The organism is Caulobacter sp. P4_E5, from assembly GCF_056401555.1.
On record NZ_JBFUJD010000015.1, the window covers coordinates 47958 to 73318 of the forward strand.

General features: G+C 68.2%; 33 protein-coding genes, 1 tRNA gene and 5 pseudogenes. 14 read left to right on the plus strand and 25 right to left on the minus strand.

All coding sequences use genetic code 11. The features are described from left to right. Positions 1-32: 32 nt before the first annotated feature. The 7 genes and pseudogenes from AC1DSO_RS07130 to msrQ all read left to right on the plus strand — a co-directional run. Positions 33-145, plus strand: a pseudogene (locus AC1DSO_RS07130) (hypothetical protein); the annotation flags it as partial. Positions 146-244: 99 nt separating this feature from the next. After that, on the plus strand, positions 245-691 hold the full coding sequence (locus tag AC1DSO_RS07135; protein WP_477068213.1) for an EF-hand domain-containing protein: 447 nt from the start codon (positions 245-247) through the stop codon (positions 689-691). A gap of 26 nt (positions 692-717) precedes the next feature. Further along, positions 718-1275: an RNA polymerase sigma factor gene (locus tag AC1DSO_RS07140; RefSeq protein WP_477068181.1), complete on the plus strand. Its 558-nt coding sequence runs from the start codon at positions 718-720 to the stop codon at positions 1273-1275. 16 nt (positions 1276-1291) lie between these two features. Further along, positions 1292-1741: a hypothetical protein gene (locus AC1DSO_RS07145; protein WP_477068182.1), complete on the plus strand. Its 450-nt coding sequence runs from the start codon at positions 1292-1294 to the stop codon at positions 1739-1741. Beyond that, positions 1738-2385, plus strand: a complete 648-nt coding sequence (locus AC1DSO_RS07150) for a periplasmic heavy metal sensor (protein WP_477068183.1) — start codon at positions 1738-1740, stop codon at positions 2383-2385. The genes AC1DSO_RS07145 and AC1DSO_RS07150 overlap by 4 nt, the downstream gene beginning before the upstream one ends. 67 nt (positions 2386-2452) lie before the next feature. Next, positions 2453-3373 (plus strand): protein-methionine-sulfoxide reductase catalytic subunit MsrP, encoded by a 921-nt coding sequence (msrP, locus tag AC1DSO_RS07155; protein ID WP_477068184.1) that lies wholly within the window; start codon positions 2453-2455, stop codon positions 3371-3373. 133 nt (positions 3374-3506) lie between these two features. Next, positions 3507-4133 (plus strand): protein-methionine-sulfoxide reductase heme-binding subunit MsrQ, encoded by a 627-nt coding sequence (msrQ, locus tag AC1DSO_RS07160; protein WP_477068185.1) that lies wholly within the window; start codon positions 3507-3509, stop codon positions 4131-4133. On the opposite strand, the gene AC1DSO_RS07165 is transcribed toward msrQ, so the two are convergent. The 11 genes and pseudogenes from AC1DSO_RS07165 to sfsA form a co-directional block, all read right to left on the minus strand. Then, positions 4130-4828, minus strand: a complete 699-nt coding sequence (locus AC1DSO_RS07165) for a lysozyme inhibitor LprI family protein (RefSeq protein WP_477068186.1) — start codon at positions 4826-4828, stop codon at positions 4130-4132. The genes msrQ and AC1DSO_RS07165 overlap by 4 nt on opposite strands. 3 nt (positions 4829-4831) lie before the next feature. Next, positions 4832-5488, minus strand: coding sequence for a lysozyme inhibitor LprI family protein (locus AC1DSO_RS07170; RefSeq protein WP_477068187.1), 657 nt, complete (start codon positions 5486-5488; stop codon positions 4832-4834). 118 nt (positions 5489-5606) lie between these two features. Beyond that, positions 5607-5687: pseudogene (locus AC1DSO_RS07175) on the minus strand (hypothetical protein); the annotation flags it as partial. A gap of 28 nt (positions 5688-5715) precedes the next feature. Then, entirely contained in the window at positions 5716-6951 is a 1236-nt protein-coding gene (locus tag AC1DSO_RS07180) for a dipeptidase (RefSeq protein WP_477068188.1), read from the minus strand. Positions 6952-7212: 261 nt separating this feature from the next. Then, positions 7213-7959 carry a RadC family protein gene (gene radC, locus AC1DSO_RS07185; protein ID WP_477068189.1) on the minus strand — a complete coding sequence of 249 codons (747 nt, stop codon included), beginning with the start codon at positions 7957-7959 and terminating at the stop codon, positions 7213-7215. Positions 7960-8043: 84 nt separating this feature from the next. Continuing rightward, positions 8044-8484, minus strand: a complete 441-nt coding sequence (locus AC1DSO_RS07190; RefSeq protein ID WP_477068190.1) for a hypothetical protein — start codon at positions 8482-8484, stop codon at positions 8044-8046. 37 nt (positions 8485-8521) lie between these two features. Further along, positions 8522-8740, minus strand: a complete 219-nt coding sequence (locus AC1DSO_RS07195) for a hypothetical protein (protein ID WP_477068191.1) — start codon at positions 8738-8740, stop codon at positions 8522-8524. Positions 8741-8827: 87 nt separating this feature from the next. Further along, positions 8828-9655, minus strand: coding sequence for a type I methionyl aminopeptidase (map, locus tag AC1DSO_RS07200; protein ID WP_477068192.1), 828 nt, complete (start codon positions 9653-9655; stop codon positions 8828-8830). A 105-nt stretch (positions 9656-9760) separates the two neighbouring features. Then, positions 9761-10147, minus strand: a complete 387-nt coding sequence (locus AC1DSO_RS07205; RefSeq protein WP_477068193.1) for a hypothetical protein — start codon at positions 10145-10147, stop codon at positions 9761-9763. Between the two features lie 98 nt (positions 10148-10245). Further along, positions 10246-10680 carry a hypothetical protein gene (locus AC1DSO_RS07210; RefSeq protein WP_477068194.1) on the minus strand — a complete coding sequence of 145 codons (435 nt, stop codon included), beginning with the start codon at positions 10678-10680 and terminating at the stop codon, positions 10246-10248. A gap of 42 nt (positions 10681-10722) precedes the next feature. After that, on the minus strand, positions 10723-11430 hold the full coding sequence (gene sfsA / locus AC1DSO_RS07215) for a DNA/RNA nuclease SfsA (RefSeq protein WP_477068195.1): 708 nt from the start codon (positions 11428-11430) through the stop codon (positions 10723-10725). Positions 11431-11481: 51 nt separating this feature from the next. Between sfsA and AC1DSO_RS07220 the strand changes: the two genes are divergently transcribed. Next, the gene (locus AC1DSO_RS07220; RefSeq protein WP_477068196.1) at positions 11482-12261 is read left to right on the plus strand and encodes a competence/damage-inducible protein A; all 780 of its coding nucleotides are present in this window, start codon (positions 11482-11484) and stop codon (positions 12259-12261) included. A gap of 7 nt (positions 12262-12268) precedes the next feature. On the opposite strand, the gene AC1DSO_RS07225 is transcribed toward AC1DSO_RS07220, so the two are convergent. The 7 genes and pseudogenes from AC1DSO_RS07225 to AC1DSO_RS07255 all read right to left on the minus strand — a co-directional run bounded on the left by AC1DSO_RS07225 (position 12269) and on the right by AC1DSO_RS07255 (position 15181). Continuing rightward, positions 12269-12667 (minus strand): helix-turn-helix domain-containing protein, encoded by a 399-nt coding sequence (locus AC1DSO_RS07225; protein ID WP_047407319.1) that lies wholly within the window; start codon positions 12665-12667, stop codon positions 12269-12271. 40 nt (positions 12668-12707) lie between these two features. Further along, positions 12708-13127, minus strand: coding sequence for a hypothetical protein (locus AC1DSO_RS07230; protein WP_477068197.1), 420 nt, complete (start codon positions 13125-13127; stop codon positions 12708-12710). Between the two features lie 82 nt (positions 13128-13209). Further along, positions 13210-13545, minus strand: coding sequence for a hypothetical protein (locus tag AC1DSO_RS07235; protein ID WP_477068198.1), 336 nt, complete (start codon positions 13543-13545; stop codon positions 13210-13212). Positions 13546-13750: 205 nt separating this feature from the next. Then, positions 13751-14056 carry a hypothetical protein gene (locus AC1DSO_RS07240; protein WP_477068214.1) on the minus strand — a complete coding sequence of 102 codons (306 nt, stop codon included), beginning with the start codon at positions 14054-14056 and terminating at the stop codon, positions 13751-13753. A gap of 229 nt (positions 14057-14285) precedes the next feature. Then, a pseudogene (locus tag AC1DSO_RS07245) lies at positions 14286-14429 on the minus strand (helix-turn-helix domain-containing protein); the annotation flags it as partial. 91 nt (positions 14430-14520) lie between these two features. Beyond that, positions 14521-14605: transfer RNA gene (locus AC1DSO_RS07250), tRNA-Leu, on the minus strand. A gap of 63 nt (positions 14606-14668) precedes the next feature. Beyond that, positions 14669-15181: a hypothetical protein gene (locus AC1DSO_RS07255; RefSeq protein WP_477068199.1), complete on the minus strand. Its 513-nt coding sequence runs from the start codon at positions 15179-15181 to the stop codon at positions 14669-14671. A 286-nt stretch (positions 15182-15467) separates the two neighbouring features. On the opposite strand from AC1DSO_RS07255, the gene AC1DSO_RS07260 reads away from it, so the two are divergent. The 5 genes from AC1DSO_RS07260 to AC1DSO_RS07280 all read left to right on the plus strand — a co-directional run bounded on the left by AC1DSO_RS07260 (position 15468) and on the right by AC1DSO_RS07280 (position 19406). After that, entirely contained in the window at positions 15468-15764 is a 297-nt protein-coding gene (locus tag AC1DSO_RS07260) for a hypothetical protein (RefSeq protein WP_477068200.1), read from the plus strand. A gap of 78 nt (positions 15765-15842) precedes the next feature. Next, positions 15843-17129 (plus strand): Xaa-Pro dipeptidase, encoded by a 1287-nt coding sequence (locus tag AC1DSO_RS07265; RefSeq protein ID WP_477068201.1) that lies wholly within the window; start codon positions 15843-15845, stop codon positions 17127-17129. 79 nt (positions 17130-17208) lie between these two features. Next, a complete protein-coding gene (locus AC1DSO_RS07270) occupies positions 17209-18207 on the plus strand; it encodes a methionine ABC transporter ATP-binding protein (protein WP_477068202.1) in 999 nt (332 codons plus the stop codon). Further along, positions 18204-18878: a methionine ABC transporter permease gene (locus tag AC1DSO_RS07275; RefSeq protein ID WP_477068203.1), complete on the plus strand. Its 675-nt coding sequence runs from the start codon at positions 18204-18206 to the stop codon at positions 18876-18878. Before AC1DSO_RS07270 ends, AC1DSO_RS07275 begins: the two co-directional genes overlap by 4 nt. Before the next feature lie 177 nt (positions 18879-19055). Beyond that, the gene (locus AC1DSO_RS07280; protein ID WP_477068204.1) at positions 19056-19406 is read left to right on the plus strand and encodes a hypothetical protein; all 351 of its coding nucleotides are present in this window, start codon (positions 19056-19058) and stop codon (positions 19404-19406) included. A gap of 40 nt (positions 19407-19446) precedes the next feature. Here AC1DSO_RS07280 and AC1DSO_RS07285 read toward each other — a convergent pair. Both AC1DSO_RS07285 and AC1DSO_RS07290 read right to left on the minus strand, forming a co-directional pair. After that, positions 19447-19539 (minus strand): annotated as a pseudogene (locus AC1DSO_RS07285) (hypothetical protein); the annotation flags it as partial. 70 nt (positions 19540-19609) lie between these two features. Further along, positions 19610-19858 (minus strand): hypothetical protein, encoded by a 249-nt coding sequence (locus tag AC1DSO_RS07290; RefSeq protein ID WP_477068205.1) that lies wholly within the window; start codon positions 19856-19858, stop codon positions 19610-19612. A gap of 139 nt (positions 19859-19997) precedes the next feature. Between AC1DSO_RS07290 and AC1DSO_RS07295 the strand changes: the two genes are divergently transcribed. After that, positions 19998-20816: a MetQ/NlpA family ABC transporter substrate-binding protein gene (locus tag AC1DSO_RS07295; protein WP_477068206.1), complete on the plus strand. Its 819-nt coding sequence runs from the start codon at positions 19998-20000 to the stop codon at positions 20814-20816. Positions 20817-20942: 126 nt separating this feature from the next. On the opposite strand, the gene pheT is transcribed toward AC1DSO_RS07295, so the two are convergent. The 5 genes and pseudogenes from pheT to AC1DSO_RS07320 all read right to left on the minus strand — a co-directional run. Then, on the minus strand, positions 20943-23381 hold the full coding sequence (pheT, locus tag AC1DSO_RS07300) for a phenylalanine--tRNA ligase subunit beta (protein WP_477068207.1): 2439 nt from the start codon (positions 23379-23381) through the stop codon (positions 20943-20945). Beyond that, the gene (locus tag AC1DSO_RS07305) at positions 23378-23782 is read right to left on the minus strand and encodes a hypothetical protein (protein WP_477068208.1); all 405 of its coding nucleotides are present in this window, start codon (positions 23780-23782) and stop codon (positions 23378-23380) included. The genes pheT and AC1DSO_RS07305 overlap by 4 nt, the downstream gene beginning before the upstream one ends. A gap of 5 nt (positions 23783-23787) precedes the next feature. Then, on the minus strand, positions 23788-24120 hold the full coding sequence (locus tag AC1DSO_RS07310) for a DHCW motif cupin fold protein (protein WP_477068209.1): 333 nt from the start codon (positions 24118-24120) through the stop codon (positions 23788-23790). Continuing rightward, positions 24120-25193 (minus strand): phenylalanine--tRNA ligase subunit alpha, encoded by a 1074-nt coding sequence (gene pheS / locus AC1DSO_RS07315; RefSeq protein WP_477068210.1) that lies wholly within the window; start codon positions 25191-25193, stop codon positions 24120-24122. Before pheS ends, AC1DSO_RS07310 begins: the two co-directional genes overlap by 1 nt. 64 nt (positions 25194-25257) lie before the next feature. After that, positions 25258-25320 (minus strand): annotated as a pseudogene (locus AC1DSO_RS07320) (hypothetical protein); the annotation flags it as partial. Between the last annotated feature and the right edge of the window lie 41 nt (positions 25321-25361).

A 25361-nucleotide genomic window follows, 5' to 3' on the forward strand; every position in this document is an offset into this window, starting at 1 on the left:
GGTTCTTTTCACGTTCCCCAGCCCCGTTCTCCATGTGTCATCCCGGCCGTAGCGAAGCGGAGAGCCGGACCCAGGGGCGACCGCACTGCGCCGGCCCCTGGGTCCCGGACAGCCTCTGCGAGGCTTCCGGGATGACACCGGTTTTGGAGTGCAGATATCTCCAGTGGTCCACGACGGAATCCCCGCATCCGCGCGTTCAATCATCAATGGGACGAGCCATCCATCCTTTGGAGACCTCACACTGATGATCATACGCACCCTGATCGCCGCGGGCGTCGTGCTGGTTCTGGCGGGCCCGGCCCTGGCGCAAACCGCCTCGGGCTCTTCCGCTTCGGGCCAATCCTCTTCAGCTCAAGCCCCCTCCGGCATGACCCTGGAGCAGTTCCAGGCCGCCAACGGCGACAAGCTGTTCGCGCGGCTGGACACCAACAAGGACGGCAAGATCACGCCCGAGGAGTTCGCCGCCTTCCGCGAAGGCAACGCCAAGGTCGACGCCCAGGCGACCAAGGCCGGCAAGCGCGGCCAGAAGCTGTTCTCGCGCTTCGACGCCGACAAGGACGGCTCGCTGTCGCGGGCCGAGGCCAACAAGGTGCTGGCCTGGCGCTACAAGCGGATGGATGCGAACAACGATGGCATCCTGACGCTCGAGGAGTTGCAGGCCAAGAAGGGCAAGGCCAAGGTCGGGGTCTGATGGCGACGTGCGCGGTAGGTTGACGGTTGGCGTCCGACGGGAACGATCCCGACGAGGCCTTGCTGGCGGGGGTGGGACGGGGCGACCCGTCCGCCGTCCGCACGCTGCTGGACCGACGCCTGCCGCGCATCCTCGCCCTGTCTCGGCGCATGCTGAACGATCCCGGCGAGGCCGAGGACGTGGCCCAGGAGACCTTCCTGCGCGCCTGGAAGCAGGCGCGGGCCTGGAAGCCGGGCGGGGCGCGGTTCGACACCTGGCTGCACCGCGTGGCGCTGAACCTCTGCTACGACCGCCTGCGCCGCCGCCGGGAGATCGCGACCGACACGCCGCCCGAACAGGTGGACACCGGGCCGGCCCCCGACGCCGGCCTGCTGGGCGCGGACCTGTCGCGGCGCGTCGAGGCGGCGCTGGCGGCCCTGCCGGCTCGTCAGCGCGAGGCGATCGTGCTGTGTCACCACCAGGGGCTGGGCAATATCGAGGCCGCCGGACTGATGGAGATCAGCGTCGAGGCGCTGGAGAGCTTGCTGGCGCGTGGGCGTCGGGCGCTGAAGGCGTCGCTGGCCGATCTGCGGGGGGCGGGATGAGCAAGGAGGCGTGGTCATGATGTCGCTCGATAGGTTCGAGACCCTGACCGAAACCTATGGCGGCGAGATCGCGCGCTGGCCGGAGGCCGAGCGCGAGGCCGCGCGCGCCCTGCTGGCGGCTCAGCCCGAGCGCCTTTCGGCCGTGCTGGACGCCGCCGCGCACCTGGACCGCCTGCTCGACCTGGCGCCGGCCCAGAGCGTCGACGCCGCCCTGCTGGGCCGGCTGATCGCCGCCGCGCCGCCAGCGCCGAACACCGCCGGCCGCTGGATCGCCGGCCTGGGCGCGGCCCTGGGCCTGTCGGCCGCCGCCTTCGCCGGGGTGCTGGCCGGGGTCGCCGTCGGCGGCCAGGCGCTGCCCGTGGCCGCGCCGGTCGCGACCGCCCAAATGGCGAACGGCAAGATCGAGACCGCCGTCGACGTCTCCAACGATCTGCAGGACGCCCTCGAGGAGCCCGCCGCGCTATGAGCCTGCCTCGCCCGCTGCTGGTCGGCCTGATCGTCTCGGCGGCCCTCAACGTGTTCCTGATCGGCGGCGTGGCCGGAGTCGCCTATGTGCGGCTGTCCAGTCCGCCGCCGGCCGCGCCGACGCCGCAGCCCGCCGCCGCGCCGGTCTATGTCCCGCAGGTCTGGCAGGCCCCGCCGCCCGCCGCCGATCCGGCCACGCCGTCGCGTCCCGCGCCCGCCGTCCGTCCGGCCCAATCCCCAGCCCAATCCCCAGCACCGTCGCCGCCGCAAGACGGCGAGCGCCTGGCCCGGCCGCCGCTGTGGACCGCCGGCGACCAGCTCTCGCCCCAGAGCCGCAAGGCTCTGCGGCTGGCGTTGCGCGCCGCCAACCAGAAGAACCAGCCGATCRGCCGCCAAGCCCGCGCCGAGCGCCAGGCGGCGCTGACGGCCCTGACCAATCCGAACTTCGACCCGGCCGAGGTCGGCAAGCGCCTGACCGCGGCCCGCACGCTGGACATCCAGGCGCGGGCCAATGTCGAGGCCGCCCTGGCCGCCTATGCCGCGACCCTGTCGCCGCAGGAACGGGCGGTGCTGGCGCAGGGCCTGACGCGGATCTACGCCCCGCGCCAGGGCTTGCGTCAAAACTCGCGTCAGGGCGCGGAATAATCGCGCGCGGCCGTAACCAAACGGCGCGCGCCGACGTATCTGTGACGTACCCCTTCGGAGCGTCCCCATGCTGATCCGCCACGCCGCCGACCTGACCGACAACGACGTCACCGACCACGGCCTCTACATGAAGCGCCGAACGCTGATGGCGGGGCTGGCGGGCGTGGGGCTGGCCGGCGCGGCGGCGGGGCAGGCCCAGGCGGGGCTGGCCTTCACCAAGGGCTTCTCGACCACCGAGAAGCCGACCCCGAAGGACGACATCACCACCTACAACAACTTCTACGAATTCGGCGTCGACAAGGGCGATCCGGCCGAGAAGTCCGACAGGTTCAAGCCACGCCCCTGGACCGTGCGCATCGACGGGGCCTGCGAGGCGCCGCGCACGGTCGGGATCGAGGACCTGATCGGCAAGAACAAGCTGGAGGAGCGCATCTACCGGATGCGCTGCGTCGAGGGCTGGTCGATGGTGATCCCGTGGGTGGGCTTTTCGCTGAAGGACCTGATCGCCTCGGTCAAGCCGACGTCGAAGGCCAAGTTCGTCGCCTTCGAGACGGTGATGCGGCCGTCGGAAATGCCGGGCCAGGGCTGGAACACGCTGGACTGGCCCTATCGCGAAGGCCTGCGGATCGACGAGGCCATGCACCCGCTGACCCTGATGGCGGTGGGTCTGTATGGCGACGTCCTGCCCAACCAGAACGGCGCGCCGCTGCGGCTGGTCGTTCCGTGGAAGTACGGCTTCAAGGGGATCAAGTCGATCGTCCGCATCAGCCTGGTCGAGACCCAGCCGGTCACCGCCTGGAACAAGCTGGCCCCGCGCGAATACGGCTTCTATTCCAACGTCAATCCGGCCGTCGACCACCCCCGCTGGTCCCAGGCCACCGAGCGCCGCATCGGCGAGTTCCGGCGGCGGGAGACGTTGCCGTTCAACGGGTATGGGGAGTACGTGGCCGATCTGTACCGGGGCATGGACCTGAAGCGGTTCTATTGATGCACGACATTTTTAGGGTGTCATCCCGGAAGCCTCGCAGAGGCTATCCGGGACCCAGGGGCCAAGCGCGGTGCGGTGGCCCCTGGGTCCCGGCTCTGCGCGCTGCGCGCTACGGCCGGGATGACACGGGAGCTTGGTCGTGAGCCCACCCCGCAAACGCCCCTCCAAGCTCCGCGACAACCTGATCTACGCCCTCGTCTGGCTGGCCTGTTTCGCGCCGCTCGTCTGGGTGGCCTGGAAGGGGTTCAACGGCGACCTGGGCGCCAATCCGATCGAGAAACTGATCCGCGAACTGGGCGTCTGGGGGCTGCGGCTGCTGCTGGTCGGCCTGGCGATCACCCCTGCGGCCCGGATCCTGAAGAGGCCAAGACTGGTGCGCTTCCGGCGGACCATCGGCTTGTTCGCCTTCAGTTACATCGTGCTGCACCTGTGCAGCTATATCGGCGTCGACCTGTTCTTCGACTGGAACCAGCTGTGGAAGGACATCCTCAAGCGGCCCTTCATCACCCTGGGGATGCTGGGCTTCACCCTGCTGATCCCGCTGGCGGTGACCTCGACCAACGGCTGGGTGATCCGGATGGGCCGGGCGGCGTGGAGCCGGCTGCACCGGCTGATCTATGTGATCGTCCCGCTGGGGGTCGTGCACTACTACCTGCTGGTCAAGGCCGACCATCGGCCGCCGCTGATCTACGGCGCGGTGTTCCTGGCGCTGATGGGGTGGCGGGTGTGGGAGGCGTGGAGTCGCCGAACCGCCCGCTAGAAGAGCTCCGCCTCGGGATCGCGGGTCTGGTCTCGCGTCCAGCGCCCGGTGAGCTTGGCCCCYGAGCACGGACCCTTCTGGGTCAGGACCACGGCGTCGGCGGTGAAGACCGCGTCCAGCCGGCAGGCGTCGGGTCCCTCGCCCGTCAGGGGGAAGGCCACGGCCGTCTGGCCCGGAGCGATCCGGATCGGCTTGGTGTCGTCGGAGAAGCCCTGGGTCGCCGCGGCGTTGGCCAGGGCGTAGGCGAAGTTCAGGCCGGTCGGCGCGCCGTTGATCCGCAGGAAGTCCTGGCCGCGCACGTAGACGCCGCTCAGCCGGAAGCCGGGGTTCTTCAGCACCGCGATGCGGTCGGTGTGAATCTGGCGCAGGCACGGCAGGCGGGTCTCGTCGTCGGTGCAGAGGATGCCGCCCATGCCCTTGTCCGGCGGCAACAGGGCCCGGCTGCCGACCCAGCCGCGCTGGGTCAGCTTCACATAGGCCGCGATCTTGCCGTCCCAGACCTTCAGCGCCTCGCCATAGGCGACGGCCAGTTCGCTGTCCTGGCGCGACAGCTGGGGATCGGCGCAGATCAGCTTCTCGACCTTGGTCCGGGCCTTGCCGCAGTCGAAGCTGGCGGCGGCGGCCGGACTGGCCGCCAAGGAGGATGTGAAGACGAGGACCATCAGGCCCAGCAGGGCGGCGGCGAGGCGGGCCATCGGCTAGTCCTCGATCAGGAAGGGGGAGCGGGCGGGATCGCGCCGAAAAACCCGCTCGTCGAACAGGGGCTTGCAGGCGCCGGTCCCGCCCCTGGGCACGGTGACGGTGTCCTGAGTGAAGATCAGGGTGAGCGTGCAGCCGCTCACCTCCTTGTAATCCAGCCGCCCCGCCGCGTCGGGCTTGCCGCTGACCTGTTGCAGCATGTTCCCCTTCGGGTCGGGGCAATAATAGATGTCGATCGAGAGCCCGTCGTCGGGATAGCGGGGCGAGACGTCGAAGAAGATGCCGTCCTTGGGGCAATTGCCGGCGACATAGCGGCCCGTCCACTTCAGGCTCGGCCGTGTCAGGTAGCCCAGGCGCAACTCGTAGTCGCGCTTCAGGCAGGCGACGTCGCCCTTGCAGATGCCGTTGCGGTCCTTCAGCCAGTTGCGCTGCTYGGTGCGGATATAGGTCGGCCAGTTCCCGGTCGGCCACAGGGTGAGCGCGGCCTTGAAGGCGGCGGCCACCGCCTCGTCCTGCTTCGACAGCGCCGGATCACGGCAGATGGCCTTTTCGGTGGCCGTACCGGCCTTGGCGCAGTCGAAGCTGGCGGCCTGGGCGCCGGGCGCCAGACTGGCCAAGGCGAACAGCGCGGCGAGCACGAGCGTGAAGCGACCCATACCGAGACCTCCCAGGCAACGCTTGGGAAGCTAACCGAGAACGGCGTTATCGGGTAGATGCGGGAGGGCGCTCATCGGAAACCCCTCATGTGTCATCCCGGCCGTAGCGCGTAGCGCGGAGGGCCGGGACCCAGGGGCGGCCGCAATGCGCTTGGCCCCTGGGTCCCGGACAGCCTCCGCGAGGCTTCCGGGATGACACGATGGTCTAGGTGTTCGGTCTTTGACGATTACGGCTTGGCCACGCTCTTGGCGTAGGCCTGGGCCCCGGCCACCAGGCGCAACACGTTGCCGCTCCAGATGGCCTGGATGTCGGCGTCGCTGTAGCCTTCGGCCTTCAGGCGGGCGGTGATCTTGGGCAGGTCGGCCACGTCCTCGAAGCCCTCGACGCCGCCGCCACCGTCCCAGTCGGCGCCCACGCAGACGCCCTTGGGCCCGGCGATCTTCAGGGTGTGCAGCATGCTGGCCATGAAGATGTCGAAGTTAGCCCGGACCGGCGGATACTGCTTGTCGACCGCGGCCTTCTTCAGCATCCAGGCCTTCACCTCGGCCTCGGTTCCCTCCTCGGGCGGACGGCCCAGGGCCTCCATCGCCGCCTTGCGTTCGGGGCTGGCCGCGCCGTTGATCAGATAGACCGAGTTGATGCAGATCGCGCCGCCGCTGTCGGCGATCTTCTTGATCAGGCCGTCATTCAGGTTGCGCGGATGGTCGAAGATCGCCCGGGCGCCCGAGTGCGAGGCGACGATCGGAGCCTTGGACAGCTGCACCGACTGGTCGACGACGTCGTCGCTGGCGTGGCTGACGTCCACCAGTATGCCCAGGCGGTTGGCCTCGGCCAGCCAGCGTAGGCCCAGCGGGGAATAGCCATGCCAGATCGGCTTGTCGGTCGAGCTGTCGGCGAACTGGTTGTTGCGGAAGTGGACCGGCCCGGCCATCCGCACGCCGGTCTGGTAGAAGGTCCGCAGCAAGGTCAGGTCCTCGCCGATCGGCCAGGAGTTCTCGATGCTCTGGAAGACGAAGCTCTTGCCAGCCTTGTTGATCCGGACCGCGTCGTCGGCGGTGTAGGCCAGCTCGAACTGGTCGGGATGGGCGGCGACCATCTCGCGGATCTCGGTCGCCCGCTCCAGGGCGAAGTCGCGGGCGAAGCGATAGCCCTCGGCCGTCAGCTCGCCCTGGCCGGTGTAGATCACGTAGAACCCGCCATCCAGGCCGCCGGCCTTCATGCGCGGCAAGTCGACCTGGGTGCCGTCCTCGGTGACGACGTGGCGGTCCAGCATCGACCAGCCGGGGCGCTTGAAGTGCTCGGGGGTGTCGAGGTGGGTGTCCAGGGTCAGGAAGCCGTCGTGCAGCGTCTTGATCGCCTTGGAGATCTCGCCGGGCTTGTCGACGGGCTTCTTGTCGGCGGCGTTTGCGACGCCTCCCAGCAGGGCGGCCGAGCCGAGGAGAACGGTGAGCAGGCGACGCATGGGGGCACTCCGGAGGAAACTGGAGTGGGGACGCTCATGGTTTAGTTCGGGGTCGTCAAGCTCGTCCGAAGAAACGGACCCTACAAACATCGCCTTCCCAGGCCTTGTGCCTGGGACCCATGGTTCAACTGCACGATCGCTTGCCTGTGGGCGCCAGCGTCGCCGCGCCATGGCCTGAAATGCTCAGCCCGGCGGCGCCATGGGTCCTCGCCACAGGGGCGAGGAAGGCAGTGGAACTTGGGTGGGTCTCAAAGACGTCATTCACAGCAGCCCCAGCGCCTTGAAGCTGGCGACACCCTCCCGGCCGACCACCAGATGATCATGGACGGCGATCTTCAGGGCCTTGCCGGCTTCAACGATCTGCTTGGTCATGTCGATGTCGGGGCGCGACGGCGTCGGGTCTCCGGACGGGTGATTATGTAATATAATCAAATTGCTAGAGGACAGCTCCAGCGCCCGCCGCATCACCTCGCGCGGATAGACAGGCGCGTGGTCGACGGTGCCTCGGTTCATGACCTCGTCGGCGATCAGCTGGTTCTTCTTGTCCAGGAACAGCACCCGGAACTGCTCGCGCGACTCGTTGGCCAGGGCGACGCGGACATAGCCGAGCAGGGCGCTCCACGACGAGATGATCGGCCGCCCGACGATCTTGTCGCGCCCGGCCCGCAAGGTGGCCTCGTGCAGCAGCTTCAGGTCCATGGCCGCCGCCTCGCCGACGCCCCGCACGGTCGCCAGCTCCTCGATCGTCGCCCCCAGCACCCCGCCCAGCGAGCCGAACCGGGTCAGCAGGGCCTTGGCCAGCGGTTTGACGTCGCCGCGCGGATAGGTGCGGAACAGATACAGCTCCAGCAGCTCGTAGTCGGGCAGGGCGACCAGGCCGCCCAGCTTGGCCCGCTGGCGCAGACGCTCGCGGTGGCCCGCCTGATGGCTGGCTTGAGAGGGAGCCCGACGCACGACGGGCGCGGTCTCCTCGACCTCCGTCACGCTCAACGACTTGCCGCTGACCAAGATCGCCCCTCCCTTCCAGGGGGAGAAGTTGAGACTAGCAGCTTGGGGTTGTCCAGAAGGGATCGTCACGCGAGCGCGACGGCGCTAGTCCAGCTTCACCAGATAGCAGTTGAGCTCGCCATACGTGTTTGTCCTGTAGGGCTTCTCCCAGAAGCCGGAGGCGTTCCAGCCGACCCAGCCGTCCTCCTGGATCATCTTCTCCAGGGACACGGTCTTATAGAGGCAGCGCTTCGAAGGGGTCTTCAATCGATAGACCCAGTGGACGCGGCGCTCTGTCTGACGGCGCTCCACCAGAGTGTAGGCCGAGGCGGCGCAGGGGCTGAACGGCGTCTTCCAGGTCAGCCGGTTGGGCGTGATTGTCAGCTGCCCGGCGCAGGCCCGCCCCGAGCCGTCGAAGACGCCCAGCTGAATAGGTGGCTCGCTCGACAGGGTCGGCGGGGCGGCCGGCTTGTCCGGCGCCTTGGCCCGGGCCGCCGGCGCGCAGAGCAGCAGGGCGAGCAGGAACAGACGGGTCGCGGGCTGCATGGGGTCGTCTCTTCCGGCCTTGGAGGGCTCCGGCCGATCAATCCAGAATCGTCGAGCGGTAAACTGGCGGCGGCTTGGGGCGACGAGTCCACCATGTCCTGTGGATCCGAGCCGCGACAAGGAACAGGGTGACGAACGCCAGCCGCCCGATGTCGTGGGCGACGTCGCCTGTTGTCGCCTTACCGTTGCGCCAGTCGAGCCAATTGAGGGTCAGGAACACGGCCCAAGCCCCGGCGACGACCAACCACCCGGCCATGCGGAGCTGTCGGTTCGTGCGCGCGGATGCCTGCATCCGTCCATCATTGATGGCGGGTGAACGCGCGTCAACCTATCCGCGCAAGGGTCAGCCCAGGATCGGCGGCTGGAACAGGCCCGTCGGCGAGGCGGTGAAGACCTCGTAGCCGTCTTCGGTCACGCCGATCGAGTGCTCGCACTGGGCCGACAGCGACTTGTCGCGGGTCACGGCGGTCCAGCCGTCGTTCAGCACCTTCACGGCCGGCTTGCCCAGGTTCACCATCGGCTCGACGGTGAAGAACATGCCCGGCTTCAGCACCGCGCCTTGGCCTGGACGGCCAAAGTGCAGGATGTTCGGCGCGTCATGGAACACCTTGCCCAGGCCGTGGCCGCAGAAGTCGCGGACCACGCTGCAGCGCTGGGCCTCGACATAGCTCTGGATGGCGTGGCCGATGTCGCCCAGCGTCGCGCCGGGCTTCACCGCGTCCAGGCCGCGCTTCATGCCTTCATAGGTGATCTCGACCAGGCGGCGGGCGCGCGGCCCGACCTCGCCGACGCCGTACATCCGCGAGGTGTCGCCATGCCAGCCGTCGACGATGACGGTCACGTCGATATTGACGATGTCGCCTTCCTTCAGGTTCCAGTCGCCGGGGATGCCGTGGCAGACCACGTGGTTGCGCGAGATGCAGACCGTCTTGGGATAGCCGCGATAGTAGAGGCAGGCGGGCAGGGCCTTGTGGTCGAGGATGAACTCGCGGGCCAGCCGGTCCAGCTCGTCCGACGAGACACCCGGCTGGACGTGCGGGATCAGCATGTCCAGGCACTCGGCCGCCAGCTTRCCGGCCTTGCGCATGCCTTCGAAGTCTTCCGACTTGTGGATCTTGATCTGGCCCGTGCGGGTCTCGGCTTCGATCTCGAGGGCGTTGTCCAAGGTCATGCTCTACTCAGCGGTCGCCGCCGCTGCCAGCGGCGATGAGGTCAAACGAAAGGCGTATGTCGCGACCATAGCACGGATTTTCAACCGCCGCGCGCCCGCAAGGCCTCAAGGGGTGATCCGCCGCACGGTGTTGGTCGCGGGCCGGACCTCCTTGACGAAGGCGGCGTCCAGCATGGTCGGCCGATCGCGCCGCACGTGGCAGACGCCCTTGTAGCGCGTGACCCGGCCGGTTTCCTTCTCGGTGACGTCGGCGGTGAACTTGACATCCCACTCGCCCGGCCGGCCAGCCGGCACCGGGTTCATGTCGTTGGAGGTGACGCTGTTGACCGTCTTCAGGCCGAAGCGTTCCTCGAGCTCGCCGGTGCAGGCCTTGAACGCGAAGACCGCCCGCAGGCCGGTCATGAAGCCGCTCTCGGGCTTGTTGGGATCGGCGCGGCCGCAGCCTGACAACGCAAGCGCCAACAGGGCGACAGCCAGGACGGTCTTCTTCATGCGATCCCCTCACGCGCGAGCAGCGCATGGGTAGCGGAGCCGGCGAGGATTGCAGCTTAAATCGCTGTTAGGTGAGCGGACTATTCTTGCGGAGATGCCTACGGGCAAGGCGCGGGCAAGGGGGAGAGCATGTAGCCAGGATCCCTGCTCAGATAGGGCCGGCAGATGGATTCGATGGCGATGGAACTAACGATCTCCGGCGTCACGCACTTGAAGCGGGGATGGGCGTAATACTGGCCCACGACCTTGTTGACGGCGCCGAAATCGACCTTCCCGCTATCGAGACATGCGAGCTGGTTGACCTTGTAACGAGCAATCATCGGGTGATCGCCGGAAGACGGTTGAGCCCGAAGACGAAGATCTCCGATGTAGTTGTCGAAGAGAGTCGCCCTCTGGGTCGCGGACGATTCTAGCCATACGTCGCCATAGTTGGCGGTGCCGAATTGAGCCCACGCCAGAGAGGCCGTCGCGGTCGCGCCCAGCGCAAGGGCGCCGATCAGAACTCTTGAAGAAAACATGCGCCCCACCGCCAACTCGCGCTCTAGTTTATCAGCCTGTCCAAGAGGGGCAAGCCTCTAGGGCTCGGCCAGCCAAGTGATCCGCCGCGCGATCCGGATCGTCTCCGTGCTCATCGCGCACGCATAGACCAGCACCTCCACGCCCGCCTTGGCCGCCGCGTCCAGCCCCCGCGCGAAGGCCGGATCAAGGTCGGCGCACGCGCTAAACTCCTCGCAGTCCTCGCGCTGGACGACGAACAGCACGACCGCGCGGTGGCCCTCGGCGACCTGGGCGGCGAGGTCGGCGAGGTGGCGGGTCGAGCGTTCGGCCTTGCAGTCGGGGAACTCGGCCAGGCCCGGCGTGCGCGAGAAGTGGCAGTTCTTGACCTCCAGCCAGCATGGCGGGCGCTCGGGATGGGTCAGCAGGAAGTCGACGCGGCTGGCTTCGGCGTACTTCACCTCGGGGCGGATGGTCTCGTAGCCGGCGAGCTCCGGGATCGCGCCTTGGGCCAGGGCCTCGGCGACGAGGCGGTTGGGCAGCAGGGTGTCTATGCCCACCAGAGCATTGCCCTGCTCGACCAACTGCAGGGTCCAGGCCAGCTTGCGCTTGGGATCGTCCGACCACGACACCCATGCGCCTTGGCCCGGTTCGCGCACGCCCAGCATGGCCCCTGGATTGGGGCAGTGGGCGGTGATCTCGCGCCCGTCGTCCAGCACCAGGTCCGCGAAGAAGCGCTTGTAGCGACTGACCAGCCGGCCATGAACGAGCGGTTGCGGGAGCAGCATGCGGAGCCTAAGTCGGAAGCGGAACGACAAGCGGTTTAAGGGATCCAAGCGATGGCGACCACCCAGGGCGGAACGGGCGAGCGCGTCACGGCCGCCGTGCTGATCATCGGCGACGAGATCCTCTCGGGCCGCACCCAGGACGTGAACCTCTCGGCGATCGCCAGGTACCTGGCCGCCTATGGCGTCGACCTGTGCGAGGCGCGGGTGGTGCCCGATGTCGAGCAGGAGATCGTCGACGCGGTCAACGCCCTGCGGACCCGCTACGACTACGTGATCACCACCGGCGGCATCGGCCCGACCCACGACGACATCACCGCCGACTCGATCGCCAAGGCCTTTGGCGTGACCGCGCCCGAGCATCCCGAGATCATGGCCATGCTGCGCGAACGCTGGGGCGAGCCCAACGCCGCCCGCCGCCGGATGGCCCACGTGCCCGAGGGTGGCAGCCTGGTGAAGAACCCGGTCCAGGGCCCGCCCGGCTTCCAGAAGGACAACGTCTTCGTGCTGGCGGGCGTGCCGGCGATCATGCGCGGCATGCTGGAGGACGTCGGTCCCCGCCTACGCACGGGCGCTGTGGTGCTAGCCAAGACCGTGCGGGTCACCGGTACCGGCGAGGGCACGATCGCCGCGCCGCTGGAGGCGGTGGCCAAGGCCCACCCGGACATGTCGCTGGGCAGCTATCCGTTCTTCGCCCCGCCGGACGTCTACGGCGCCAACCTGGTCCTGCGCGGCCGCGACGCCGAGGAACTGGACGCCGCCGTCGCCGAACTGATCACCGCCCTGACCGAGGCCGGGGCCAGCAACATCGAGCTGCTGGCGGAGGCGGGGTAGGCCCTCCCTACTCCTCGCCCGCCACCGCCTTGGCCAGATCGACCAGGTGCTTGCGCATGCCGGTCGACTGGATGGTGGCGTAGGCGCGGGCCAGGTCGGGGCCACCGGGCAGGGACCAGAAGTCGGCCATCTCGTTGGCCAGGTCGGCGGCGGTGGTGTCGGCGCCTTCCGGATCGTCCAGGCCCTCGAAGAAGAAGCCGATCGGCGTCTTCAGGAACATCGCCGTGGCGTGCAGCTTGCTGGCGCTGATCCGGTTGGAGCCGCCCTCGTACTTCTGCACCTGCTGGAAGGTCAGGCCCAGCGCGTCCGCCAGGGCCTGCTGGGAATAGCCCAGGTCCTTGCGGCGCATGCGCAGGCGGCGGCCCACGTGGATGTCGACGGGATCGGGGGTCTTGTCTTCGGCCATGGTCAGATACTCGGACGCAACGGTTGGGGGAGGAAGCGGCTCATCGAGCGGCCGCGCGGGAACGGGTGAGGGCGACCATGCCGACGGCCAGGCTGGCCACGGTGGCGCAGCTCCAGACGCCGAGGGCGACGATATAGGGCGTGGCTTGAACCTTGGGGTCGATGATCATCGCGCCGTGCGTGGCGACCCCTAGCAGATGGAAGCCACTGGCCGCCAGCAACCAGCGGCGGCGAAAGACCAGCGACAGGCCGACCAACACGGCCAGCAGGGCGAAGTCCACGCCCAGGGTGGCCCACTGAATGTCCTTGAAGCGGCGGTCCAGGACGAACGAGGTGCCGATCCAGGCGGCGACCATCGCGGCGGCGGCCAGGCGTTCGGGCTTGTCGCCGCGCCAGAGGGCCCAGCCGCAGACGAGGAGCATCAGGGCCAGGAACGCCTGGCCGAGCAGCTGATGGAACACGGCGGCCTCCGTCCTACGTGACGCCGCCGTGATCCTGATGAGAGTCGAGGCGTCTAGGAACGCCCATTTCTCAGATAAATGCTTATTCCCCCACCACGCGAAGTCGTCCGGTGGACTCCTCCATCGGTGGTTTGTCCTGCACCCCGAAGGCTATGTGGCGCAGGCCGACCTGGTCGCGGACCTCGGCGAGGCCGCCGTGGGCCTTGACCAGGGCCCGGCGGGCTTGGAGCAGGTGGGCCATGGCCGCGTTGACGTCCTCCATGACCTCCTGGCCGTAGACGGCCGAAAGATTGGCCTCGGTCCGGGCGCTGGCCAGCAGGCCGGCGAACTGGGCCATGGCCCCGTAGGTGGTCTCGACCGCGGTCTCCACGGCGAACAGTTGCTGGGCGACGCGCGCCCCGATGATCTTGCGTTGCATGCAAGGCTCTCCCGCCGCGCCGGCGTGCCCCGGCGCGTTGCTGTCTCATTCGATTGTCGGAAAGGTCAGCGGTGGTGGGCGAAGACGCGCCACAGCCAGTCTTGGATGGCGATCAGGAAACTATGCGCCGCCATCAGCAGGCCGCTGATCAGGATGGCGGCCACGATGGCGAACAGCGCCATCACGGCCAGGTTCGAGAAGGGCCCTAGATCATGGTTGAGCCTCCCTCGCCATCCAGGCGGGGGGCTTCGTCCAGCAGGATCGCCACCACGATCAAAAGTTCGCGCAAGACCATCTCGGGCGGCTTGCCGGCGCTGGCCCGTTTCAACGGACGCAGCATCGCCGCCACCTCTTCCGAGGTGCAGGGCGAAAGGTCGGTAAGCTGTCGCTGAAGGTGTTCCCACGTCATCCTCGGCAGATCGTGTTTCATCCCCGACTGCGGTGGAAACCGCGTCCGGAAGCGACGGGTGTCGACGGCCTGGCGTGACGCCTCGCGGATCGCGGGCGTCATCACCGGGGTCGCTCCCGTATCGTTGGCTGGCGCCTGGTTCATGCCACTCCCCCTTGTGGTCGTCAGGGGAGGGCGAGCGGGCCGCCGGCGTCAGTGGGGATGTTTCGTAGGCGGGAAAATCACTATGCCCGGCGGGGGCCTCGCCTTGGGGATCTTGGGCGGCGGTCAGCAGCCGCGCGGCCTCGCGCCGAGTGGTGACGCCCAGGCGCTCGCAGGCCTTGCCGACGCGCACGTCCACGCTGGCTGGCGAGATGCCCAGCCGCTGGGCGATTTCCTTGGAAGAAAAGCCGCGCCCGACCAAGGTCAGGCATTCGCGCTCGCGCGGCGTCAGGCGGGCGATCCGCTCGATCGGCGATGGGGCGACATCGGCCATGCCGCGAGGCTACGCGAGTCGATGGGCCTGAGCATCAGGTCTCGCGCGAACGGCGAAGCTTGGCGGACCCAATTCTGGTAGGGCCCGATTCTGGTAGGGACGGTGGGACTCGAACCCACACGGATTACTCCAACGGATTTTAAGTCCGGCGCGTCTACCGATTCCGCCACGTCCCCGTATCCTCGACCCCATAAGCCATCGGCTGGCCGGGGTCGAGGCGGGGCGGCGGGATAGGGCCGTTATTGGGCGCGGGCCTGGCGGTCCAGGGCGCGGGCCTGTTCGTCGGTGACTTCGTACTCGCCCGTACCGCCGACGGTGGCCGAGACGTTCGTGCCGGCGGCCTCGACCGAGGCGGCGCCCGAACCGCGGCGCGCGCCGTTCTGCAGCCAGTCGATGTAGAGCAGGCGATCGGCGGACTCGAGGCCGACGTCGAAGTTCCGGCTGCGCCAGCCTTGCTCCATGACCGTGCCTTCGCCTTCGTTGGCCAGGGCCTGGTACTGCGTCTTGGCGGTATCGAGGCGACCGGTGCGCTGATAGCCCGTGGCCAGGTTGAAGCGGTTTTGGATCGTCGGCGCGGCGGCGACGACGCGCTTTTGCAGGTTGGTGCCGATCCAGTTGTCGCCCTGGGCCATATTGTAGAGGGCCTTGTCGGACAGGACTTGCGGATCCGATTGAGCCAGCGCGGCATGAGCGCCGCCAAGCGTCAGCGTGCCAATTGCGGCCGCAATAAGAACAGCTTTGCTATTCTTCATGGTGAAATCTCCGTGGGATTCACAGTTTCGGGGAGGTCATGGTCAAGTTATCTAAGCGAAACTGTGGGAATAGCGGAGATGTCGGATATAGGTTCCGTGGATACTAAATCTATATATTGCCAAGCTTTCGATTTGCACGGTTCGAAGGCGCCCGCCTCGGCGGATGAAGACCGCCGGGGTTTGAGCGCCTCAACGTCCGGTTTCGTCGCGGATGAAGACGTCGTAACTTGACCTGTTCCGCCGCGCCTTGCCCTATCGCGGCGTTTTCAGTGACCTAGAGGGTGTCATGCGTCTTTTCGCGTCCGTCGCCATACTGGCCTTGGCCATGGCGACGTCTGTTTCAGCTCAAGCGACTTCCGCGGCGACCGCCGAACAACCGGCGACCCAGTCCGCGTCCACGGAGATGGCCGCGCCCGTCGCCGACAAGAAGAAGGACGGCCTGGTCTGCCGCAAGGAGATCCCGACCGGCAGCCACTTCCCGGTGAAGGTCTGCACGACCGCCGACCAGCGCAAGGCGCAGCGAAGCATGGCCCAGCGCGCCCAGGAGGTGATGCAGTCGGGCAGCCCGGTCACCCCGAACTGAGGCTCGACGGCCCGTCCTCGCGTGCTAGCGTCCCCTGCTCAAGTTTAGGGTGGGCCAAGTCTGAAGGGGACGGATCGCATGGGTAAGGGGATCAAGGCCGCGGCGCTGGTCGCGGGTCTGCTGGTGGGCTCTTCGGCTTTCGCCGCGGGCGCCGCCGAGGTGGAGGCGGTCAGCGCCGCGCGCCTGCTCGACGTGGCGACGGGCAAGTATGTCGACAACCCGCTGGTGATCGTCACCGACGGGCGGATCACCAGCATCGGCAAGAAGGGCGACGCGGTCCCGGCCGGGGCCACGGCGATCGACCTGCCCGGCGCGACCCTGCTGCCGGGCCTGATCGACATGCACACCCACATCGACGGCCTGGCCGAGATCGGCGGCTACAACAGCCTGCAATACAGCGACCGCTTCTGGAGCGTGGTCCAGGTCGCCAACGCCAAGAAGACGCTGGAGGCCGGCTTCACCACCATCCGCAACGTCGGCTCGGCCGAGTTCGATGACGTCGGCCTGCGTGAGGCGATCGACGGGGGCTATGTGCCGGGGCCGCGCGTGGTCACGGCCGCCTATGCGATCGGCGCGACCGGCGGCCACTGCGACTCGACCTTCTTCCCGCCGTCGATGGACGAGAAGAGCCCCTACAACCTCGACAGCCCCGACGAGGCGCGCAAGGTCGTCCGGACCCTGAAGAAGTACGGCGCCCAAGTGATCAAGATCTGCGCCACGGGCGGCGTGTTCTCGCGCGGCGACGAGCCGGGGCAGCAGCAACTGACCTATGACGAGATGCACGCCATCGCCGACGAGGCGCACATGGCCGGCATCAAGGTCGCCGCCCACGCCCACGGCGCGGCGGGCATCCGCGAGGCGATCAAGGCGGGCATCGACACCATCGAGCACGCCAGCCTGGTCGACGACGAGGGGATCAAGCTGGCGGTCCAGCACGGGACCTACTTCTCGATGGACATCTACAACACCGACTACACCCAGGCCGAGGGCAAGAAGAACGGCGTGCTGGAGGACAACCTCCGCAAGGATCGCGACATCGGCGAGGTCCAGCGCCAGAACTTCAAGAAGGCGCTGAAGGCCGGGGTGAAGATGATCTACGGCACCGACGCCGGGGTCTATCCGCACGGCGACAACGCCAAGCAGTTCGCGGTGATGGTCCGCTATGGCGCCACGCCGCTACAGGCGATCCAGGCCGCGACGATCACCGCCGCCGAGGCCCTGGGCTGGAGCAAGGACGTCGGCCAGGTGACCGTCGGCCGCTATGGCGACATGATCGCGGTGGCGGGCGATCCGCTGGCCGACGTGACGACCCTGGAAAAGCCGGTGTTCGTGATGAAGGGCGGGGCGGTGGCGCGTCGGCCGTAGGGTTCACGCGGCTGGGTGTCGACTATCCGGCCGCGAACGCCTAAGTGCAGCGCTCGGAAAATCACAGGACCATCTCGACGTGATCGCCTTCGAGGCCGTTTCCAAGACCTACATGGCCGGCGGCAATGCCGCGCTCAGCGCGGTCTCGCTGTCGGTGAAGGCCGGCGAGGTGTTCGGCGTGATCGGCGCGTCGGGCGCGGGCAAGTCGACCCTGATCCGGCTGATCAACGGCCTGGAGACGCCGACCGGCGGCCGCGTGGTGGTCGACGGCGACGACGTGGCGGCTCTGGGCGTCGACGGCCTGCGGGCCCTGCGCCGCCGGGTCGGGATGATCTTCCAGCACTTCAACCTGCTGTCGGGCAAGACCGTCGCCCAGAACGTCGCCTTCCCGCTGAAGCTGGCCGGCCGTCCGGCCGCCGAGGTCAAGGCCCGCACCGCCGAGCTGTTGGAGCGGGTCGGCCTGACCGCCCATGCCGACAAGTTCCCGGCCCAGCTGTCGGGCGGCCAGAAGCAGCGGGTCGGCATCGCCCGGGCCCTGGCCACCGGCCCCAAGATCCTGCTCTGCGACGAGGCGACCAGCGCGCTGGATCCGGAGACCACCGAGCAGATCCTCGACCTGGTCTCGGGCCTGAACCGCGAGTTGGGCCTGACCATCGTGCTGATCACCCACGAGATGGACGTGGTCCGCCGCGTTTGCGACCGCGTCGCCGTGCTGGAGGCTGGCCGCGTGGTCGAGACGGGGGCCGTCGAGGACGTCTTCCTGCATCCGGCCAGCGACACCGCCCGGCGTTTCGTTCGCGAAGCGGATGGCGAACCGGCCGCCGACGCCGCCCTGGCGGGGCGCGTGGTGCGCCTGACCTTCAAGGGTGAGGCAACCTACAAGCCGGTGCTGGGCGAGGTGGCCCGGACCACCGGCGTCGACTATTCGATCCTGGGCGGGCGCATCCACCGCCTGCGCGAGACGCCCTATGGCCAGCTGACCCTGGCCCTGACCGGCGGCGACATCGGCGCCGCCATCGCCCAGTTCCAGGCCGCCGGCGTGCGCGTCGACGACCTTTCCGGGGAGACCGCCCGATGAGCGTCTCGAACATCGCCTTCGCCAATGTAGATTGGAGCGAGATCGGCCAGGCTACCGTCGACACCCTGGCCATGCTGGGCGGCTCGATGGTGCTGACCATCGCCCTGGGCCTGCCGCTGGGCGTCGTCCTGTTCCTGACCGGCAAGGGCCAGATGCTGGAGAACCGTCTGGCCAACGGCGCGCTGTCGCTGCTGGTCAACATCCTGCGCTCGGTGCCGTTCGTCATCCTGCTGATCGTGATGATCCCGCTGACCGTGGCCCTGGTCGGCACCTCGCTGGGCGTGGCCGGGGCCATTCCGCCGCTGGTGGTGGGCGCGGCCCCGTTCTTCGCCCGCCTGGTCGAGACGGCCCTGCGCGAGGTCGACAGGGGCGTGATCGAAGCCAGTTTCGCCATGGGCGCCAAGCGGCGGCAGGTGGTGCTGGGCGCGCTGCTGCCCGAGGCCCTGCCGGGCCTGGTGGCCGCCGCGACCGTGACCGCCGTGGCCCTGGTTTCCTACACCGCCATGGCCGGCGTGGTGGGGGCGGGCGGCCTGGGTGACCTGGCCATCCGCTTCGGCTACCAGCGTTTCCAGACCGACGTGATGATCGTCACCGTGGTGCTGATGCTGGTGCTGGTCCAGGCGCTGCAAATGGTCGGCGACGCGGTGGTGCGTCGCGTTTCGCATAGATAATCCCCTCTCCCCTTGCGGGAGAGGGTGGCCCGCGAAGCGGGTCGGGTGAGGGGTCGAAGGCGCGATCCGCCGCGACGTTAGGCGGCTCTGGGCGTCAGGCCGACAGGACTATCGACCCCTCATCCGTCGGCTTCGCCGACACCTTCTCCCGCAAGGGGAGAAGGGGTAGGGAAAAACATGACCGACGACATCACCCCCGAAGACGCCCACTGGGACGCCGACTTCGCCGCGACCCTGATCGGCAAGACCCTGCTGATGAACCTGACCTTCCTGGACGACGACGGGGACGTGCAGGAACGTCAGCAGTTCTTCGGCCTGGTCATCGACGCCACGCTCGACGAGGGCATCGTGCTGGACCTGCTGGGCGCGCACGACGGCGACACCTACACCCTGCCGCCGCAGACCTCGGCCATCGTGCCGGCCGGACCGGGCGTGACCAGCCTGGAAGGCGACACGCCCGACTTCGTGGCCAACTGGGTCATCCATGGCCTGCCGGACGTGCCGGAAGCGGCGAACGACGAGGATTGAGGTCTTTACCCAATCGAGGGACTGAAGGATCTCTGGAGCATCAAAGCTTCAAACTCGTGTCATCCCGGAAAGCGCGAAGCGCTTGTCCGGGACCCAGGGGCCGGCGCAGTGCGGTGGCCCCTGGGTCCCGGCTCTACAGCCCGCTACGCGGCCTTCCGGCCGGGATGACACGGGAAAGAGGTTTCGCCGAGTTGAGCCTGGTCCTAAGCCTGGTCGAACGGGTGCGGCAGGCGGCCGGCCTTGAACAGGATGTCGGGGTTCTCGTCATAGTCGCCCAGCTCGACGTCGGCGCTGGCCGAGAAGGCGACGACGCCTTCGCGCAGCGGGGCCAGGCGTTCGGCCTTGCGGCGCGCCTCTTCGGCCGTCTTGCAGCCGATCTKCTGCTCGGCCTTCAGGCCCTTGCCGCGCCCGGCGATATAGGCTTGCACGATGTGGACGGTTTCCTTGGCCATCCCCATCCAAGCGACCTGTTCGGGGATGGGGTCAAGCGATCTGAAGCAGCGGTCTCGGCAAGCGCTCGACGGCCTCCCAGGAAATCTGATTTCCTCTAGCGCCGCTGACCGGGCAAAACCCTACCCGTCAGATCGATTTATGGAGCCGTTCATGGTCGCCCGCCGCGCCTTCGTCGCCCTCAGCCTTGCCGTGCTGGCGCTCACCGCCTGCGGCCCCAAGACCCCCAAGGCCAGCGCGCCCGACACCCTGACCGTGGCCGCCACGGCCATCCCGCACGCCGAGGTGCTGGAGTTCATCAAGCCCAAGCTGGCGGCGCAGGGGCTGAAGCTCGAGATCAAGGTCTTCAACGACTACGTCCAGCCCAACACCCAGGTGGCCGAGAAGCGCATCGACGTCAGCTATTTCGAGACGCTGCCCTATCTGGAGAACTTCAACAAAGAGAAGGGCACGACCCTGATCCCGATCCAGGGCGTTCATGTCGAGCCCATCGGGGCCTATTCGTCCAAGTGGAAGTCGATCGCCGAAGTGCCGAACGGCGCCACGGTGGCCATCCCCAACGACGGCAGCACCGAGGGGCGGTCGCTGATCCTGCTGGCCAAGCACGGCGTGATCACCTTGAAGGACCCGACGAACGCCCTGTCCACGATCCGCGACATCACTGGCAATCCCAAGAACCTGAAGTTCAAGGAGCTGGAGGCGCCGGCCCTGCCGCGCGTGCTGGGTCAGGTCGACCTGGCGGTGATCAACACCAACTACGCGCTGGACGCCAAGCTGAACCCGTCCAAGGACGCGCTGATCATCGAGGACAAGACCAGCCCCTATGTGAACTACCTGGTCGGCCGCCCGGACAACAAGGACGACCCGCGCGTCAAGAAGCTGGCCGCGGCCCTGACCAGCCCGGACGTCAAGGCGTTCATGGAGAAGAAGTACGCCGGCGCGGTGGTGCCGGCCTTCTGAGCCTCGCCCTCTCCCGGGCAGGAGAGGGGCGCCGAAGACGATTGGGCACGAAAAAGGGGCCGCTCGCGCGACCCCTCATCCGTCAGCCTGCGGCTGCCACCTTCTCCCGCAGGGGGAGAAGGGAAGTTAGCTCCGCAGCTTGCCGCCGGCCTTCTCGGCCGCCGCCACGACCTTGGCCGACAGGGCCTCGATCTCGGCGTCGGTGAGGGTGGCGTCGCGCGGCTGCACAACGACCTCGACCGCCACCGACTTGAAGCCGTCGGGCACGCCGGGGCCTTCATAGACGTCGAACACGCGGGCGGCGGTGATCAGCGCCTTGTCGGCGCCGGCGGCGGCCTTGACGAGGTCGCCGGCCGGCTTGGCCTTTTCGAGCACGAAGGCGAAGTCGCGGGTCAGCGGCATCAGGGACGAGGGCGAGAAGGCCGGGCGCGACTTGATGGCCTTCTTCTTCGGCTCGGGGATCGCCTCCAGGGTGATCTCGAAGCCGTAGACCGGGCCGGCCACGTCCAGGGCCTTCAGCACCGCCGGGTGGATCTCGCCGAACTCGGCCATCACCGCCTTGGGGCCCAGCTGCAGGCGCGCCGAGCGGCCGGGGTGCCACCAGGACGAGGCCGAGCCTTGCGCCGTCTGTAGCGAGGCGACGGGCGCGCCCAGCTCTTCCAGCAGGGCCAGCAGGTCGGCCTTGACGGTGAAGACGTCGCCTTGCGCCGCCTTGTCCCAGCCGCGCGGGGCCTTCTGGACCAGGATGGCCGAGATCACGGTGCGCTGGTCGTTCGGGCGGTCGCCGTGGAAGGTCGGGCCCACCTCGAACAACGCGGCGTCAGGGAAGCCCTGGCGCGCGTTGCGGCCGGCCGCCTCGATCAGGTTGGGCAGCAGCGACGGGCGCATGCAGTCCAGTTCCGAGGCGATCGGATTGGCCAGCAGCAGCTCGGGCGCGCCGCCGCCGAACAGCGCGGCGGTCTTGCGGCTGGTGAAGCTGAAGGTCACCGCCTCGGCATAGCCGGCGGCGGCCAACGCGCGACGGGCCACGCGGGCGCGGGCCTGCTTGGCGGTCAGCACGCCGCCGACGGCGCGCGGCGCCTCCGGCAGCGGCGTCGAGGGCAGGGCGGAGTAGCCGGCGATGCGGGCCACTTCTTCCACTAGGTCGGCCTTGCCGGCGACGTCGCGGCGGAAGGTCGGCGGGGTCACGCAGACGGCCGCCTCGGCGTGGGTGGCGAACGCCGTCGGCGAGATGTCCTTGGGCGCGTCCAGCTTGAAGCCGAGGTCCGTCAGGATCTTCAGCGACTTCTCGGGCGCGATCTCCAGGCCCGACAGCTGGCCGACATAGGCCGGGTCGAACAGGATCGGACCGGGCGCGGCCGGGGCCTCGCCGGCGACCACGATCTCGGACGGCTCGCCGCCGCACAGCTCCAGGATCAGCTTGGTGGCCAGCTCGATGCCGGGAACCAGCGAGTGCGTGTCGACCGTCCGGGCGAAGCGGTACTGGGCGTCGCTGGCGATGCCGGTGGCGCGGCCGGTCTGGGCCGTGCGGATCGGGTCGAACCAGGCGCTCTCGACGAAGACGTCGGTGGTCTCTTCCGAGCAGCCGGTGCTTTCGCCGCCCATCACCCCGCCCAGGCCGATCGGGCGTTCCCCGCTGGCGTCGGCGATCACCGACATCTCGGGGGTCAGCTCGTAGGTCTTGCCGTCCAGGGCGATCAGGTGCTCGTCGCTGTGCAGGCCATGGCGGCCCAGGCGGGTCGAGATCTGCGTCCCGACCAGCTTGTGGGCGTCATAGACGTGCAGCGGCCGGGCGCGATCGTAGGTGATCAGGTTGGTGATATCGACCAAGGCGCTGATCGGGCGGAGGCCGATGGCGGTCAGGCGGTCGGCCAGCCACTTGGGCGAGGGACCGTTCTTGACGCCGCGAATATAGCGGCCGGCGAACACCGGACAGGCGTCGCCGTCGACCTTGACGGTGATGGGCGACGGATAGCTTCCGGCGATCGACGCGATCGACAGGTCCTTCAGCTTGCCGACACCGGCGGCGGCCAGGTCGCGGGCGATGCCGGCGACACCCAGCCAGTCGGGGCGGTTGGGCGTGACTTCGAAGTCGATCACGGCTTCCAGGCCCAGGGCGTCGACGGCCGGCGCGCCGACCGGCAAGGCGTCGGGCAGCTCCATGATGCCGTCGCTCTCGCTGGCGTATTCCAGCTCGCCGGCGGAGCAGAGCATGCCGTTCGAGACGACGCCGCGCACCGGCTTCTCGACCAGGGTCACGTCCAGGCCGGGCACATAGGCGCCGATCGGGGCGTAGATGGTGGTCTGGCCCGGACGGGCGTTCGGCGCGCCGCAGACGATCTCCTTGCGGCCGTCGACGGTGTCGACCTGGCAGACCTGCAGGCGGTCGGCGTTCGGGTGGCGCGCGGCCTCGACGATCTTGCAGACCGTGAACGGGGCCAGCTTGGTCGCCGGATCGATGACGTGCTCGACCTCCAGCCCGGCCATGGTCATGGCCGCGACGATCTCGGGGACGGTGGCGGTGGTCTCAAGGTGGTCCTTGAGCCAGGACAGGGTGAACTTCATTTCGCGATTTCCAGGCTCAGGATCTGCTGCAGGAAGGCCTCGGGGCCGGTGAAGCCCACGCCGTGGAAGACACAGTTGATGAACTTGCAGTCCTGAACGGGGATCGTTCCGATGACCTTTCGCGGACCGGCGGGGCGCAGGACGAGGTTGCGGATGTCGCCGTCCGTCAGGCCGAAATCCGTGCCGTCGAACGTAACGCCGGGCAGAACCGTCATCACCGCCGGACCTTCGATCTGGCAGCCGATGAAGGTGCGGCCGCTCAGAACCTGATCGCCGCTGTTCCAGAGGTTGTTGCGATAGAGGTCGAACAGCGAGATGTCGACGTTCTCGAAGGTCGTGGCCATCGGATCGGTCGGGATGCGGCCGGGGCGGCCGCCGGGTTGGAAGCTCTTCTGGGTCATCCGGGTCAGTCCACGATGAACAGTTTCGCGCCGACTAAGGTCGACGAGCGGTGGGCGGGGTCGCCGAAGTCGGAGACGTGATAGCTCATGCCGGCCGTCAGGGTGGTCGTGCGACCATCCTTCAGCTCGCTGGTCAGTTCGCCTTCCAGCACGAAGATCACGTGACCGCGGTCGCACCAGTGATCGGCCAGGTAGCCGGGCGAATAGTCGACGCGACGCAGGCGCATGTCGCCGACGTTCAGCGTGCGCCATTCGGCCTGGCCGGTCTCGCCTGGGTGAATCGTCGGGGTGACGGCGTCCCAGTCGACGGCGGTGAAGGCGCTGGCGGGCAGCTGCATCAGCTGAGACCCGAGGCCGGGTTCGGCGCGGCAAAGGCGCTGAAGCCGTAGTGGGCCAGCCAGCGGACGTCCGACGACCACATGTCGCGCAGATCCGGCATGCCGTACTTCAGCATGCCCAGGCGATCGACGCCGAGGCCAAAGGCGAAGCCCTGGTACTCGTCCGGATCGATGCCGCAAGCGCGGAGCACGTTGGGATGCACCATGCCGCAGCCCAGGATCTCGAGCCACGACGTGCCCTGGCCGATCTTGATCTCGCCGCCCGAGCGGTCGCACTGCACGTCCATCTCGGCCGACGGCTCGGTGAACGGGAAGTGGTGCGGCCGGAACTGGGTGGTCACCGCGTCGGTCTCGAAGAACCGGGCCAGGAAGGTCTCCAGGGTCCACTTCAGGTGGCCCATGTGGATGCCCTTGTCGATCACCAGACCCTCGACCTGGTGGAACACCGGCGTGTGGGTGGCGTCATTGTCCACGCGATAGGTGCGGCCCGGCGCGATGATCCGGATCGGCGGCTTTTGCGACACCATGGTCCGCACCTGCACCGGGCTGGTGTGGGTGCGCAGCAGCATGCGCTCGCCCGACTCCTTGGTGTTGAAGAAGAAGGTGTCGTGCATCTCGCGGGCCGGGTGCTTCTCGGGGAAGTTCAGGGCCGTGAAGTTGTGGAAGTCGTCCTCGATGTCCGGGCCCTCGGCCACGGCGAAGCCCATCTCGGCGAAGATGGCGACCATCTCGTCCATGGTCTGCATGGTCGGATGGACGGAGCCCTTGCGGCGGTGAGGCGCGGGCAAGGATAGATCCAGGGTCTCGCTGGCCAGGCGCGCGTCCAGCTCGGCGGCCTCCAGGCCGGCCTTCTTCTGGGCGATGGCCTCGGTGACCTTGTCGCGCAGGGCGTTGATCGCYGCGCCCTGGGTCTTGCGCTCCTCGGGGCTCATCGCGCCCAGGGTCTTGAGCAGGCCCGAGATCGAGCCGGTCTTGCCGACGGCGGCCACGCGGACGGCGTCGAGCGCTTGCAGGTCGGTCGCGCCGGCCACCTGGGCCAGCACGTCGGATTCGAGGGTGTTGAGATCGGTCATGACGGGCATCCGTCTAGAGGATTTGAGGCTTGGGTTGAACTGATAGTTGGGGCCTCGCCGTATCCTCCTCACCCGCATCGCGGGGGAGGTGGCGCGCCGCGAATACGCGGCGTGACGGAGGGGGCGTCTCTTGGGCGGCCGAGCGCCCCCTCCGTCACGATGCTGCGC

Coding starts and splice junctions, on each gene's coding strand:
- AC1DSO_RS07305 (WP_477068208.1), bottom strand. CDS start 23,782: ATGACCCAGAAGAGCTTCCAACCCGGCGGCCGCCCCGGCCGCATCCCG.
- AC1DSO_RS07180 (WP_477068188.1), bottom strand. CDS start 6,951: ATGCGTCGCCTGCTCACCGTTCTCCTCGGCTCGGCCGCCCTGCTGGGA.
- AC1DSO_RS07205 (WP_477068193.1), bottom strand. CDS start 10,147: ATGAAGAAGACCGTCCTGGCTGTCGCCCTGTTGGCGCTTGCGTTGTCA.
- AC1DSO_RS07255 (WP_477068199.1), bottom strand. CDS start 15,181: ATGAAGAATAGCAAAGCTGTTCTTATTGCGGCCGCAATTGGCACGCTG.
- AC1DSO_RS07235 (WP_477068198.1), bottom strand. CDS start 13,545: ATGCAACGCAAGATCATCGGGGCGCGCGTCGCCCAGCAACTGTTCGCC.
- pheT (WP_477068207.1), bottom strand. CDS start 23,381: ATGAAGTTCACCCTGTCCTGGCTCAAGGACCACCTTGAGACCACCGCC.
- AC1DSO_RS07225 (WP_047407319.1), bottom strand. CDS start 12,667: ATGGCCGAAGACAAGACCCCCGATCCCGTCGACATCCACGTGGGCCGC.
- AC1DSO_RS07275 (WP_477068203.1), top strand. CDS start 18,204: ATGAGCGTCTCGAACATCGCCTTCGCCAATGTAGATTGGAGCGAGATC.
- AC1DSO_RS07240 (WP_477068214.1), bottom strand. CDS start 14,056: ATGACGCCCGCGATCCGCGAGGCGTCACGCCAGGCCGTCGACACCCGT.
- AC1DSO_RS07135 (WP_477068213.1), top strand. CDS start 245: ATGATCATACGCACCCTGATCGCCGCGGGCGTCGTGCTGGTTCTGGCG.
- msrP (WP_477068184.1), top strand. CDS start 2,453: ATGCTGATCCGCCACGCCGCCGACCTGACCGACAACGACGTCACCGAC.
- AC1DSO_RS07220 (WP_477068196.1), top strand. CDS start 11,482: ATGGCGACCACCCAGGGCGGAACGGGCGAGCGCGTCACGGCCGCCGTG.
- AC1DSO_RS07260 (WP_477068200.1), top strand. CDS start 15,468: ATGCGTCTTTTCGCGTCCGTCGCCATACTGGCCTTGGCCATGGCGACG.
- AC1DSO_RS07145 (WP_477068182.1), top strand. CDS start 1,292: ATGATGTCGCTCGATAGGTTCGAGACCCTGACCGAAACCTATGGCGGC.
- sfsA (WP_477068195.1), bottom strand. CDS start 11,430: ATGCTGCTCCCGCAACCGCTCGTTCATGGCCGGCTGGTCAGTCGCTAC.
- AC1DSO_RS07310 (WP_477068209.1), bottom strand. CDS start 24,120: ATGCAGCTGCCCGCCAGCGCCTTCACCGCCGTCGACTGGGACGCCGTC.
- AC1DSO_RS07195 (WP_477068191.1), bottom strand. CDS start 8,740: ATGGCCGGGTGGTTGGTCGTCGCCGGGGCTTGGGCCGTGTTCCTGACC.
- AC1DSO_RS07265 (WP_477068201.1), top strand. CDS start 15,843: ATGGGTAAGGGGATCAAGGCCGCGGCGCTGGTCGCGGGTCTGCTGGTG.
- AC1DSO_RS07280 (WP_477068204.1), top strand. CDS start 19,056: ATGACCGACGACATCACCCCCGAAGACGCCCACTGGGACGCCGACTTC.
- AC1DSO_RS07190 (WP_477068190.1), bottom strand. CDS start 8,484: ATGCAGCCCGCGACCCGTCTGTTCCTGCTCGCCCTGCTGCTCTGCGCG.
- AC1DSO_RS07295 (WP_477068206.1), top strand. CDS start 19,998: ATGGAGCCGTTCATGGTCGCCCGCCGCGCCTTCGTCGCCCTCAGCCTT.